We start from the raw sequence: 13,243 nt of genomic DNA on the forward strand, positions 1-13,243 counted from the left end.
GGGTGAATGAGAGAGGTTTTCACACGCCACCCGCCAGGGCCGAGCCACGAACTAGCAGGTCGAGGAAGCGCTCCTCGAAGGCTTCATCGCTGGTCACCTGGAGGAAATCAATGCGATGGCTGGCACACTCGCGGGAGAGGTTTTCGGCGAAGGCGTCGAAGGTTTCGACATAGCGCTGCACATCTTTGCGGGTGAGCCAGAACCGGCGGCGTTCACCGGTTTCGACCTCGGTGAGTTCGAGTTCGCCCTCCAACTCAGGCTGGCGCTCCTCAGGATGGACGATCTGGAGGAAATGATTCTCCCCGGGCCAGGCAGAAACGCGGGCAACCGCCTCGGTGGCACTGCCGATTTCGTGACCGAAAAAGTCGCTGATGACGAAGATGATGCCGTAGCGCTGCTTGCTGGGCCTGAACTCTTCAAAGCAGCGCTTCATGTTCGTCAGACCGTCGAACTTCAGTTTCGTCACCGCCTGGATGACCTTCTCGATGTTCCCCTGCCCGCGCAGCGGCGGCAGTTCTTGATGCACCGTGTCACTCATCGAGTAAACGCTCACCCGCTGCTGGGCGCTGAGGGCCAGATAAGCCAGCGCCACAGCGAAGCGGAGCGCCTGCCGCCGCTTCTCAGGAAAGGGCTGCGACATCGAGGTGCTGGTATCGAGCAGGATGTGCAGGTTCAGCTCCTGTGTTTCCTCGTAAAGACGCACGAAGAGCTTGTTGAGCCGCGCATAGAGGCGCCAGTCGATGGCGCGATAGTCTTCACGCGGCGTGTAGTGGCGGTAGTCCTTGAACTCACGCGTGAAGCCCGTCGCCGGAGTCGATTGTGACCCACGCCTCATCAACTGCCGTCGTTTGCGCAAGCGCAACGCCAGAACGCGCAGCCGGTCCAGAAAGGCGGCGTCGAAAAGGTCTTCGCGTTCGAGGGTTTCGGGCATTCGAGCGGATGGCACCAAGGTTACGCGGCCTGCTGCGCTGGCGTTTTGACCTGATCGAGCAGCTTGGTGATGATGTCGTCCACTTTGATCTGCCCGGCCTCGCCTTCGAAGTTCAGGATGATGCGATGGCGCAGCGAAACGTGGGCGATGGCGCGGATGTCGTCGGTGGAGACGGCGGTGGCTCCTTGGATGGCGGCCCAGACACGGGCACCGCGAATGAGGGCCTGCAAACCACGCGGGCTGGCTCCGTAACTGACGTAACGTTTCACGTCAGGCAAGGCATCGGGCTGTTCGGGATGACTGCTGAGGATAAGGCGTGAGGCGTAGTGCGCGACGGGATCAGCGACGGGCATCTGTGAGAGCTTCTGCTGCAGTTCCATCAACTGCGGGCCGTTGGTCATGTTCGCGAGCTTCGGCTCGGTGAAACCGGTGGTGCGGCGGGAGATTTCGACGAGCGAGTCGAGATCGGGAAACGGCACCTTGATCTTGAACATGAAACGGTCGAGTTGCGCCTCTGGCAGCGGATAGGTGCCCTCCATTTCCATCGGGTTCTGTGTGGCGAGCACTAAAAAAGGTTCCGGCACGAGGTGCCGCTCGCCACCAGTCGTCACGCAGCGTTCCTGCATGACTTCGAGCAGCGCGGCCTGCGTTTTCGGTGTGGCGCGGTTGATTTCATCGACCAGCAGCAGGTTCTTGAACACAGGGCCTTTTTCATAGCGCAGCGTGCGGTGGCCTTTTTCGTCTTCACCGACGATGTGCGTGCCAAGAATGTCCGCAGGCATCAAATCCGGTGTGCATTGCACCCGGCCCGGCTCCAAACCCACAACCTGCGACAGCGTGCGCACGAGGTAGGTTTTGCCGAGACCTGGAACGCCTTCGAGCAGCACATGCCCGCCAGAGAAAATGGCCACCAGCACGTCGCTGAGCAGTTCATCGTAACCGACGATGGCTTTTTGCATCTCGGCCTTGAGGTCAGTGAACAGGGTGCGGAATACGGCGTGGTCGGGCATGGCGCGATTCTCGCCAGCGGCTCGCTTTGCGCAAGGCTCGTTAGTCCATCTGGACCAGAATCTCACGTGGCTTCGCACCTTCACCAGGGCCGATGATGCCGCGGTCTTCGAGGAGGTCGATCATGCGGGCGGCGCGACCGTAGCCGAGGCGCAGACGGCGCTGCAGCAGGCTGGTGCTGGCTTTTTTCTCCTGACGGATGACTTCGAGGCATTTCTCCAAACATTCCTGTTCTTCGGCGCTGACACCATCTTCATCACCTTCCTCATCGCCAAACGCACCGCTTTCGTCATCGACTTTGACATCGAAAACCGGTTTGCCCTGCGCGACGCAGTGGCTCACGAGCGCGTGAATTTCATCGTCGGTGACGAGTGCACCCTGGCTGCGCACCGGCTGCGCACCGCCGGGCGGGACGTAAAGCATGTCCCCTTTGCCAACGAGGTTCTCCGCGCCTTTGCGGTCGAGGATGACGCGGCTGTCGAGCGCGGAAGAGACCTGGAAGGCGATGCGGGTGGGAATGTTGGCCTTGATGACACCGGTGATGACATCCGCGCGCGGCGTCTGTGTGGCGACGATGAGATGAATGCCTGCCGCACGCGCCATCTGCGTGATGCGCGCAATGGCGACTTCGATGTCCGCTGGCGCGGTCTGCATCAAATCAGCCAGCTCATCGACGATGACGACGATGTAGGGCATCGTGTCGGGAATAATGACCTCCTGCTTGCGTGGCGGTGGCGGCTGGGAATCGCCAAGCCAGGTGCCGCTTGCATCGCGCATCTCAGTATCGCCGTCCACGGTGCCGACTTGGGCCGTTTTCGGAGCGGCGGCTTCTTCAGCAAAGGCAGCGGAGACGCGGGCATCATCGACACCGGCTTTGATCGGTGGTGTTCCAGCAGCGTTGCGCGCGGCACGGGCAGCATCTGCCTCAGCCTTGCGCTTGCGATTGCGGTTGTTGAAGGCTTCAAAGTTGCGGCAGCCTTCCTGCGCGAAGATTTGATAGCGGTTCTCCATCTCCTTCACCACCCAGCGCAGCGCGAGAAGGGCTTTCTTCGGATCAGTCACGACAGGCAGGGCAAGGTGTGGCAGCTCCTCGTAGTTCTGCATTTCCACGACCTTTGGATCGATCATAATGAAGCGCAGCTCATCGGGAGCAAAACGGCACAACAAACTGGTGATGATGCTGTTGATGCAGACCGATTTACCGGAGCCAGTTGCACCCGCGACGAGCAGGTGCGGCATCGCCGCGAGGTCGCCGATAATCGTCTTGCCATACACGTCCTTGCCGAGAGCGACGGGAAGCTTGGACTTGCCGTTGACGAAGACATCGTCCTCCAGCAACTCGCGCAACGGCACGATGATCTTCTCCTTGTTAGCGAGTTCGATGCCCACCGTGTCTTTGCCGGGAATCGGAGCGAGGATGTTGATGCGCTCGGCTCGTGTCGCGCGGGCGATGTCGGCGTCAAGATTCGCGATGCGGCTCACGCGCAGGCCATCGACGGGGCGCACCTCGTAGCGTGTGATCGCAGGGCCGCGGGTGATGTCGCCGGGTTCGACACTGATGCCGAAACTGGCCAACGCTTTGACGATGGTCGCCTGGATGCCGAGCAGTTCGGATTTGTCCGTCGGCGCACGGTTGCTTTCATCCGCCCACTGAAGGAGGTCCATCGGCGGCAGTTTGTAGTCCTTGAAGCGCACGGTGAGATTGCCCAGCGAGCCATGCGGAGCCTGTTCCATCTTCTGCGCGCGCTTTTTCTCCCACACTTCGGCCAGCTTCGGCTTGTCCGCGTTGTCTTCGTGCGAGCGCGGAATCGAGGAGTCGATGATCTTCGGTGCTGGCGGGTCAAATTTGAGCGGCAGTTCCATGGTGGTTGCCACCGGCGTGTCGCCACGCAGCTCAGCGCCTTTTTTCTTCCGGCGGAGTTCGGTCGGCACAGGCGTCAGCGTGCCGGGAATCGTGTTCGCCGCTTCTTCCGCGAGTTTTTCCTCGATCAGTCGCTGGGCTTCACGTTCGGTCTTCCAGCGGGTCAGCTCAGTACGAATGCCACGGATCGCATTCAACGGATGCTGACCGGTGACCAAAAACAGTCCAATCATGTAAACGACTCCGAGCAACAGCGTCGCTCCCACTTTGCCGAGCAGATTCTTCAAAAGGCTGCCGCCAATCACAAAACCGAGGCCGCCCGAACCTCCCAGCGGCGTGAAATGGTCCCGTTCGCTCAGCAAGTTCTGCACCTCCAGCAACGCCGCACCACTGATGATCATGACGGCCACACCGAGCCACGCCGACCGCGTGATTTTCATCTTCGAGTGCAGTTTGCACACGCCAAACCACGTCATGCTGAACGGCAGCAGGTAAGCCGCGAAACCCATCAACCACAGCATGTGCCCCGCCACCAGCGCCCCCATGCGGCCCACGAAATTGTGCGTCACTTCACCTGAAGCCTCCGACAACGCCAGGAACGACCACGACGGCATGTCCCGCGGGTCATATGACACCAGCGCCAGCAGCAGCATGGCCGCCACCATCAAGAGCAGGATGCCGAAGGCATCATTCCACGGACTTTCCTTCTCGTCCGTAGATCGGGCGCGAGGAGGGCGGGCGGCAGCAGCGACACGGCTCATGGCAAGAATCATGGGATTCTGGCAGACGAAATTATTTAAGGCTACCAAAATATTTACCTTGCCTCACTTTTGTGAATCGGCTTCGATCCGGTCGGGGATGCAACTTGACCGCGAAATTCCCGCGAACATCTTCATCAGCCCCCAAGTCACACCACACCCATGAAAAACACACTCGCCCTCACCCTCGCCGCCGTGCTTGCTCTCGGCGCATCCATCACCTCCAGTACCAGCGCCCAGGACGCCGGCAAAGTGGACTTTGAAAAACAGATCCTTCCCATCCTGAAGGAAAGCTGCTTCAAGTGCCACGAGAAGGAGCACGAAGACAACGGCAAGATCAAGAAACCCAAGGGCGGCCTGCGTCTCGATGGCGCCACAGCTATCACGAAGGGCGGCAAAGAATATCCAAATGAAACTGTCGTCACCGGCAAGCCCGATGCGAGCTGGCTCGTGAAGAGCATCATCCTGCCAGACACCGACGACCTCGCCATGCCTCCTGAAGGCAAAGGAGATCGCATCAGCGCCGCGAATGTGGACCTGATCAAGAAGTGGATCACCGAAGGCGCCAGCTTCGGAGCCTGGAAAGGCGTCGAGTAATTTTCAGCACCACATCTCACCACGGAGGGCGGAGCCACGGCTCCGCCTTTCTTTTTTCACCTTCATGAACACTCCCTTTCGCTTCACCACCTGCCGCGCCGGATCTGAATCCACGCTCAAGCGTGACATCGCCACGCACTTTGCCGGTGAACTCACGCCTGCGTTCATGAAACCGCAGTTCATCACCTGGAAGGTGCGCAGTCCAGGCTTCAGCCCGCCACGGACACTCAGCACCTTCGCCCGCGTCAGCGGCATCTCGCTCGGACTTTGCAAAACGATCGCCGAACTTGTCGATCACGCCCGCAAACTCACCACCAAGCCGATTCGTCTTCACGTCTTTCCACGAGTCACTCCTGAAGACGGCATCGAAGCTGCTCAATGGCAGCGCATCGACGCCCTCGAAGCCGAAATCACCCGCGCCCTCCTTCAGTCCGGCGTCCAACTCGAAACCCGGCTGCCTTATGTTGCTGGCGATTTGGTTCTCGATGTCATCGTCGGTGAGACTGATGCCGAACCGCTCTTCCTCGGCCATCATGAGCATCAAGCCAGTTCTCACACCCAACCCGGCGGCCTGCCACGCATCGCCTTGCCCGGCGACGTGCCCTCGCGTGCCTGGCTCAAGCTCGAACAAGCCCTCGCCTGGCGTGGCTGGGATCAACTCGATCTGCGCGGCCAAACCGCCCTCGACCTCGGCTGCGCCCCAGGGGGAGCCACCTATGCGCTCCTGCAACGCGGGATGAACGTCCTCGGCGTCGATACAGGCGAGATGGACCCAAGCGTTCTCCAACTGGCCAAAACTCAAGGTGTCAGATTCGATCATTGGCGCACCGCAGCGGGCCGAATCAACCTCACCGCCCTGCCCCAGGAAGTCGCTTTGCTGCTCAGCGACATCAACCTCGCTCCGCCTCTGGTGCTGCCGCAGATCGCACGCATTCAAGAGGGAATTCAGGCACGCCGGCTCATCCTCACGATCAAACTCAACACGCCCGCCCTCGAAGATCGTGCGCACGAGTTCATCGACGCCATTCGCGATTGGGCTCCCGCCCCCGTCTTTGCCACGCAACTCGCGGCGAACCGCCGGGAAATCTGTGTGTGTGCCGGTTAAAACCGGTCGCCGCTCCATTCCCGCATGCAAGCAATGGATGGTCTTTTGCACCTTTGCAGGAGAGGGCAGAAAGCTGCGCTTGCCCGTTGTCTCCGGCTCGATTTCATCCCGCATGGCCGCCAATGAATTCCGCGACACCCCCGGTCGGCTGCTGTTCGGCTGGGCGCTGTTGCTGACCTCGCTGGTCATCCTAGCCTGGCGCGTACACCTGCACCCGGCGGATTATGAGTGGACCGAGTATCCCACTGCTCTCGGCGACACCAACTACTACACCGCCCTCGGCAAAGATGATCGCTACGAGCCGAATCTGCGCTTTACCGGCCAGGAAAAAGGTTTGTACCGCCGCATCGCTGACCCGGTCGAATTCGACGACGCCACGATGCTCAAGCTCACACTCGATGCGACCGGCAGGCACCTCGTTTATCAACGAGCGCAGGATTTCGAAAACACGAAGTCCTCCGTTTATCTCAAAAGTGGAGAGAACCGCTACATTGAGTTCGGGGCGCGGAAATTTTATCCGCCTTACGCGCCGAAAATTGCGCCTTGAAAGGCCCCCTTTGTGCGCACTGAGAATGCGCTTGGCACCCCCGCAAATCTCCCTTTACTCCGCGCCCCGAACTTCCCTTCCTTGCCTCTCATGCCCATCGCCCGTGCTCTGCTCTCTGTTTCCGATAAAACCGGTCTTCTCGACTTCGCCAAAGGCCTCGCGGCGCTCGGCGTGGAGCTGCTTTCCACCGGCGGTACGTCCAAGCACCTCAAGGACGGCGGCTTGAAGGTCACCGACGTCTCTGATCACACCGGCTTCCCCGAAATGTTCGACGGTCGCGTCAAAACCCTGCACCCGAAGGTCCACGGCGGCCTGCTGCAGCGCCGTGACAACGACGAAGACAAGCGCAACGCCAAGAAGCACGACATTCCCGTTATCGACCTCGTCGTCGTCAATCTTTACCCCTTTGAGCAGACCGTTGCCAAAAAGGACGTCACACTCGAAGAAGCCATCGAGAACATCGACATCGGCGGCCCGTCCATGCTGCGTTCGGCGGCCAAGAATCACCGCTGGGTCACCGTGATCACCGATCCGGCGGATTATTCGGTCGTGCTCGCCGAGATGAAGGAAAACGCCGGCGACACCACCCTCGGCACCCGCGAACGCCTCGCCTGCAAGGTTTTCCAGCGCACCGGCAGCTACGACTCCGCCATCGCCGCCTTCCTCAACAAGGAGCAGACCACCCAGAAGACCTTCAATCTCTCCCTGCCCCTCTATTCCGAGCTGCGCTACGGCGACAACCCGCACCAGAAGACCTCGCTCTACGGCAACTTCGGCGACTACTTCGTCAAGCTGCACGGCAAAGACCTCAGTTACACCAACGTCCTCGATATCCATGCCGCCGCCGAGATCGCCCTCGAGTTCCGCCGCCCCACCGTCGCCATCTTGAAGCACACCAATCCCTGCGGCGTCGGCTGTGCGGATGAAGACCTGCGCGAAGCCTGGCAGAAAGCCTTCGAGACCGACAAGCAGGCTCCCTTTGGCGGCGTCATCGTTGTGAACCGCAGCATGACGCTCGGCCTCGCCCGCATCATCTCCGAGATCTTCACCGATGTCATCATCGCCCCCGACTTCGATGCCGACGCCCGTGCTCTCTTGCAGAAGAAAAAGAACCTGCGCCTCATCCAGATGCTCCCCGGAGTCGCCGAAGCGCTCGCCGAGCCGATCATCCGCTCTGCTCCCGGCGGAGTCATGGTCATGGACAGCGATTTCCGCGCCCTCGGTCTCGACGACCTCGAAACGAAAGTGAAAACCGTTCGTCCACCGACCCGCGACGAGCTCGAAGCCATGCGCTTCGGCTGGCGTGTCGTGAAGCATGTCAAATCCAACGCCATCGTCTTCGCCACGCATGATCGCACCCTCGCCATCGGTGCCGGTCAGATGAGCCGCGTCGATTCCTGCCGCATCGCCATTTGGAAAGCCAAGGAAGCCGGTCTGTCACTCAAAGGCAGCATCGTCGCCTCCGACGCCATGTTCCCCTTCCCCGACGGCCTCATCGCCGCCGCCGAAGCCGGTGCCACCGCTGCCATCCAGCCCGGCGGCTCTGTGAAGGACGCCGAAGTCATCGCCGCCGCCGATGAACGCAAGCTCGCCATGGTCTTCACCGGCGTGCGTCACTTCCTGCACTAGGATCTCAGACTCGGAGATCATCTCTAAGTCTTCTTTTTCAACCCAGACAGCGTCGGAAGAAATCCACCGTCAGTCCGAGCGCCTGCCGCGCCAGTTCCGCATCATACCGCAGGCCCTCATCGCGCAGAAAGGCATGGGCGGCATTGAACTCATGCCAGGTGAAGCTCACTCCGGCGGCGGTGAGCGTCTGGTAGATCAACGCACGGCCCTCGGCTGGCACATGCGGATCCTGACGGCCGAAGACAAGCATCAACTCGCCAGTGATCTCCTCGGCACGGGCCAGCGAATCGTCGTTCATGCCCGCCCCCAGACTGCGCTTGTGCAGATCGGTGGGATAAAAGCAGGCCGCTGCCGCCACGTCGGGTTGCAGCGCGGCGCGATAGGTCAGATGCCCGCCAATGCAGGGGCCAAAGGAACCGAGACGTCCCGTGCAGGCCTCATGGTTCTTCAAATAGTCCAGCACCGCACGATTGTCCGCGTCATAGGCCGCCACCGGCTTTTCCGTCTTCAGCCGATTGCCCGTGTCCGAGCCCGCTTGGTCATAACCCAGCACCGTCCCGGCCGGCAGATACTCATGGTAGATCTCCGGCAGCGCCACGATGAAACCATGTCCCGCCAGAGCAGCGGCCGTGCGGCAGATCGGCGCGGTGAGTTGGAAGATCTCCGAGTGAAACAACAGCCCCGGAAACCGGCCTTCGGCCACAGGTCGCAGCACCATCGTGCGCATCGGGCCGGATGGTGTGGGGAGTTCGACGATTTCAGGTTCGCGCAGCGTCATGGACAGAAAGGGTTCAGCAAAAAAGGAAGGGAAACAAAAAGTCCCTCACGCTATAGCACGCCCCGCTTCAGTGGCCAGCACGTCCGTGGACCGTTGACAATCAAACCGTCCACCGCCTCCATCCCTCTGAGCTCTTTGCCTTCCCTTCTCCCAGTCTCCCCATCTTTCTCCAAGCATGAGTCGCTACGCCAGCAATCAGGAAGTCGTGCGCTTCTTCGCCTCCCACGGCATCGAGGTCACCCAGGTGCGCCGGGAGGGAGAGCTGCGCCATCTCCGCGTCCACGGCCAGCCCCTCACCCTGCCCATGCCTGCCAGCGCGGACGAATGCCTGCGCCTCGTCCGCAAGTGCCTCGCCCGCAGTGCCTCCAAGGATACTCCCCCATCGAGGCGCTAGTCTTCATCCAAGACGAGGAGAATCCGCTGTCATTTCCGAGCTTCAAGCCGCCGGTTTCAAGATGAACATCGCCTCCATCCGTTCCTTCTCCGGGCCCAGATACACGATTTTGCCTTCGATGTCGGTGTTGATGATCGTGCGCACGTTCACGGCACGCCAGTCGTTCAAATGTGGATGGGGATCACCCACATGCGGGTTGCGATTCAGGACAAGAGGTTCGGTGGAAGCTTTCATACGCCCATTCCATCGCATCGGATCATCCCATCGCCACCCCCAGCGAGGCATCAGGGTTTCCCTGTTGCCTCGCTCCTCCTTCACTGCCTCACACTCGTGTCGGGCTGCCTGCGGCAGGCTATCTCCACTTCGTTCCGGTTGTCTCACTGCTCGCCACGCAGTTCGGCCCCACTTCTCCCCCTCGTCAGCCTTCGAGGATCCTCAGCGCTTCGCGGTAGGTTTCCAGTTCACGTGGGTCGTTCCTGGCCGTCAGGGAGGATTCCGCCATCGCGCGCATCTGCGCTTTCCAAGCGGTGAAGCCTTCCCACACCTCCACGCGCTACGTGCTTCCCGCCGGGGCCTGGGCCAGGTCCGCCAGCGCCACGTCCACTGCCATGTCCTAGGCTGCCCGGTTCCCGCGTCGATCATTGCTTCACGCTTCTTTTCTTCGACGACCTGCTGGGGGCTCAAGCCCGCGCTCCCTTCCTAACACAGACGCCGAACATCAGCCTTCTGTTCCTGCCGCACGACCTCAGCCTTGAGGCGCGAATCAGTATCGCGGCGCGAGGCGGTAGAAGACTTCCAGTTGCAGCGTGCAGAGACACTGGCGGTAAATTTCATCCGCAGCATCGCCCGCCGGCCAGTTGGCACGACCTCGTTTAAAAGAGCCATCGGACTGCTGTGCGCTGAGGATCTGCGAAAGCATCTGGTTTTTGTAAAAAATCCAATCTTCACCGCCGATCAGGAAGAAGGCATCCGTGTAATGGCGCCAACTGTAGAGATTGCAGTTCACGTTCCAGTCCAGCGGCTCCGCAGCGATGAAACTTCGCAGGAATTCAATGCCTTTGCGAATCTCGGTGTTTTTGTCACCCGCAGCCAAGGTTTGCAGGCCGACAATCGCACCGCCGGAGAGCGACCACTGGTTGTAATGGGCCTCCCGATTGCTGCCTCCGAAGCCACCGTCCTGGGTCTGCTTGGTCGCGATGTAATCCACTGCCTGGCTGATGCACAAATCGAGATCGGCCAGTTTCAAACCACTGTCGCGCGCGCTGCGCAACGCCTGGAAATGCCAGTTGGAAATGGACAAATCTTCGCCGCTGGAATCATTGTTATAGACGATCTCTTTGCCGCCATAGGTCCAGGAGCCGCGCTTATTTTGATTGTCGAGGATGACCTGCACCGCCCGTGTGAAGGCCTCGACCAGTCCAGGCGTGCTGGTTCCTCCTGCCTTCTCCAAGATGCAGGCTTCACCCAACGCGGTGGTGGCAATCGCATGCTCGTAGACTCCAAAGCCGTTTTTGCCCCCCTCCCAAAGGTCTGACAGAATGCCATGGGGATTCTTACTGCCGACTTCGATCAGATAGAGAATTCCCTTCATCACGGTGGTTCCGTTGCCAATCGAATCGACTCCCTCGCAGCGAGCGAGGTAACATTGAAGCGCAAATCCGGTGTAGGCAGCCTTGTTGTTTCTGCCCCAGGAACCATTGGTGTTCTGCTTCGTCTTCAACCATGCGAGTGATTTCGTCACCGCCTGCTCGACCTCCTCGGAGCCACCGTTTTGCAGAATGCGCTCCAGCCGTGCCTGTGGCGAACAACGGCTGGCGTAGCTTGGTGGCAGATTTCCAGGAGCCTCAAACGCGGTGCCATCCTCAAGTTTGCGCGCCAGCGCCTGGCTCTCTGAGGACAGCTTGCTCATGGCCACCAGAAAACTCCGCTCGCCGACCTTGAACAGCACATTGCCGTCAACGACACCGCCGAATGCTGCCGACATGACTCTGCCGCTGGCATCGGTCCATACATGAGTCGCGCTGGAGGTGCTAACCGCCGTCGTGGGTGCTGCCATATTCTTATTATCCATCTCCGTTGATTTCAAAGCGTTGGAGGACTTGGTTTCATTCTCAAGCCTTTGCGCCAGCGCCTGGCTCTCCGCAGACAGTTTGCTCATTGAGTGCTGCAGAAAACCCCGACCATCGGCTTTGAGCAGCACATCGGTGTCAACAACACCGCCGAACGCTGCTTCGACCACCCTGCCATTTATGTCCGTCCATCTATAAATCGCGCTGGGAGCGCTCCTCGAGGCCATGGTTGCTGGTGCATTCGCGTCTTTCCTCGTCGTTGTCGGCAAAACTGTGACAGGCTTAGGACTGTCAAAGGGTGAAACGGCGACAGAAGTCTCGCTGGTCGGAGAGGTCGCGGTACCGAGACTTGCGGTCGGCGGTGGCTTTTCGGATTCAGTTGTATCCTGGCCTGTAGACCCGCTGACTGTGCTGATCGTCGTGGTGGAATCCACTCCTGAATCTGACGAAGAGTTCAGCCACAGATAACAGGCCGCCAAGACCACACCGGCGGCTAAAAACACAGCCACGCCTCCCACCCAGGATCGTTTAGACACTCGCGGTTCCATCTCCACCACGGCTGAGTCAACAACATTCTCCGGAGCCCTTGAAAAAGGCATCTGACTCGAACCCGCTCCCTGTCTCACCATTGGATGCGTATGAATGCCGTCCAGTTCGGAACGCAGCTCGGCGGCGCTTTGGTGACGAGTGTCGCGATCCTCGCGCATGGCTCTGGCGATGATCTCGTCAAAACGTGCGTCGAGTCCTGGCACGAGCCGCGAGGGCAGCTTGAACATTCCCTGGGGCAGCTTGCCGGTGAGCATCTGGTAGAGCATGACACCCACCGCATAGATGTCGGCACGATGATCCACCGCCGAACCGAGCATGAGAGCTTCAGGCGCCATGTAATGCAACGTGCCCATGGCCATGCCGCTCTGTGTCAGCCCCAGCGTCTCGCCATTGCTGCCGCGAACTTTGGCCAGGCCAAAATCCGCCACCTTCACCGCTCCATCCGCGCTGACCATGATGTTGGCCGGTTTGATGTCGCGATGAACGATGCCGCGTGCATGCGCGTAAGCAAGCGCATCACAAACCCAGGTGGTGATCGCCAGCGCGTGCTCCACCGTCAGCCGTTCATTGCGCGCGATCATGCGGGCGACATCGGTGCCCTCCACGTATTCCATCACGATGTACAGAAGACCGTCCGCCGTCTCACCGAACTCATAGACGGCAATGATCCCCGGATGATTGAGCTTCGCCATCGCCCGCGCCTCGTTCTTGAAACGTTCGGCGAATCCCTGCTCCCGCTCATCCAGCTCTTTGGAGAGGATCTTGATCGCCACGGGGCGTTCCAGGGAAATCTGCCGTCCTTTGTACACCGCCCCCATCCCGCCGCGTCCGAGAAATTCCGTCACCTCATATTGAGGCATCGCCGCCTGCAAAGCCTCGGGAGATGGAGGCTCCCAGAACGTGCGGGACGAAGCGGATGGAGTGCTCATGCAATCGTTCAACTGGCAGCCTGACGATAGAGCGTCGATGCCTGGCGGGGCAATCCAAAAATGATTCCCGCTGTCACGTCACAAATTT

11 protein-coding genes are annotated in these 13,243 nt (G+C 60.1%); 5 read left to right on the forward strand and 6 right to left on the reverse strand.

What is annotated here, in order from left to right; genetic code table 11:
* Nucleotides 1–19: 19 nt before the first annotated feature.
* Genes U1A53_RS15460 through U1A53_RS15470 form a run of 3 tightly spaced genes read right to left on the reverse strand, consistent with a single transcriptional unit; the run spans nt 20 to nt 4,561 of the window.
* Nucleotides 20–931: a DUF58 domain-containing protein gene (locus U1A53_RS15460; protein ID WP_322282300.1), complete on the reverse strand. Its 912-nt coding sequence runs from the start codon at nt 929–931 to the stop codon at nt 20–22.
* Nucleotides 932–951: 20 nt separating this feature from the next.
* Complete coding sequence (locus U1A53_RS15465; RefSeq protein ID WP_322282301.1) at nt 952–1,941, reverse strand: MoxR family ATPase; 990 nt, start codon at nt 1,939–1,941, stop codon at nt 952–954.
* 40 nt (nt 1,942–1,981) lie between these two features.
* Nucleotides 1,982–4,561 (reverse strand): DNA translocase FtsK, encoded by a 2,580-nt coding sequence (locus U1A53_RS15470; RefSeq protein ID WP_322282302.1) that lies wholly within the window; start codon nt 4,559–4,561, stop codon nt 1,982–1,984.
* 159 nt (nt 4,562–4,720) lie between these two features.
* On the opposite strand from U1A53_RS15470, the gene U1A53_RS15475 reads away from it, so the two are divergent.
* The 4 genes from U1A53_RS15475 (at nt 4,721) to purH (ending at nt 8,436) form a co-directional block, all read left to right on the forward strand.
* On the forward strand, nt 4,721–5,155 hold the full coding sequence (locus U1A53_RS15475; protein ID WP_322282304.1) for a c-type cytochrome domain-containing protein: 435 nt from the start codon (nt 4,721–4,723) through the stop codon (nt 5,153–5,155).
* A 64-nt stretch (nt 5,156–5,219) separates the two neighbouring features.
* The gene (locus U1A53_RS15480) at nt 5,220–6,260 is read left to right on the forward strand and encodes an SAM-dependent methyltransferase (protein ID WP_322282306.1); all 1,041 of its coding nucleotides are present in this window, start codon (nt 5,220–5,222) and stop codon (nt 6,258–6,260) included.
* Between the two features lie 112 nt (nt 6,261–6,372).
* Nucleotides 6,373–6,807, forward strand: coding sequence for a hypothetical protein (locus tag U1A53_RS15485; protein ID WP_322282307.1), 435 nt, complete (start codon nt 6,373–6,375; stop codon nt 6,805–6,807).
* A 90-nt stretch (nt 6,808–6,897) separates the two neighbouring features.
* Nucleotides 6,898–8,436 carry a bifunctional phosphoribosylaminoimidazolecarboxamide formyltransferase/IMP cyclohydrolase gene (purH, locus tag U1A53_RS15490; protein WP_322282308.1) on the forward strand — a complete coding sequence of 513 codons (1,539 nt, stop codon included), beginning with the start codon at nt 6,898–6,900 and terminating at the stop codon, nt 8,434–8,436.
* A gap of 37 nt (nt 8,437–8,473) precedes the next feature.
* On the opposite strand, the gene U1A53_RS15495 is transcribed toward purH, so the two are convergent.
* Complete coding sequence (locus U1A53_RS15495; protein WP_322282309.1) at nt 8,474–9,214, reverse strand: dienelactone hydrolase family protein; 741 nt, start codon at nt 9,212–9,214, stop codon at nt 8,474–8,476.
* 175 nt (nt 9,215–9,389) lie between these two features.
* Here U1A53_RS15495 and U1A53_RS15500 point away from each other — a divergent pair, with 175 nt between their 5' ends.
* Entirely contained in the window at nt 9,390–9,608 is a 219-nt protein-coding gene (locus U1A53_RS15500; protein ID WP_322282310.1) for a hypothetical protein, read from the forward strand.
* A gap of 42 nt (nt 9,609–9,650) precedes the next feature.
* Here the strand turns inward: U1A53_RS15500 and U1A53_RS15505 are convergent, their stop codons facing one another.
* Nucleotides 9,651–9,842 (reverse strand): hypothetical protein, encoded by a 192-nt coding sequence (locus U1A53_RS15505; protein WP_322282311.1) that lies wholly within the window; start codon nt 9,840–9,842, stop codon nt 9,651–9,653.
* A gap of 529 nt (nt 9,843–10,371) precedes the next feature.
* Entirely contained in the window at nt 10,372–13,155 is a 2,784-nt protein-coding gene (locus U1A53_RS15510; protein ID WP_322282312.1) for a protein kinase, read from the reverse strand.
* Between the last annotated feature and the right edge of the window lie 88 nt (nt 13,156–13,243).

Origin of the sequence: Prosthecobacter sp., assembly GCF_034366625.1 — a bacterium.
Taxonomy (GTDB): Bacteria; Verrucomicrobiota; Verrucomicrobiia; order Verrucomicrobiales; family Verrucomicrobiaceae; genus Prosthecobacter.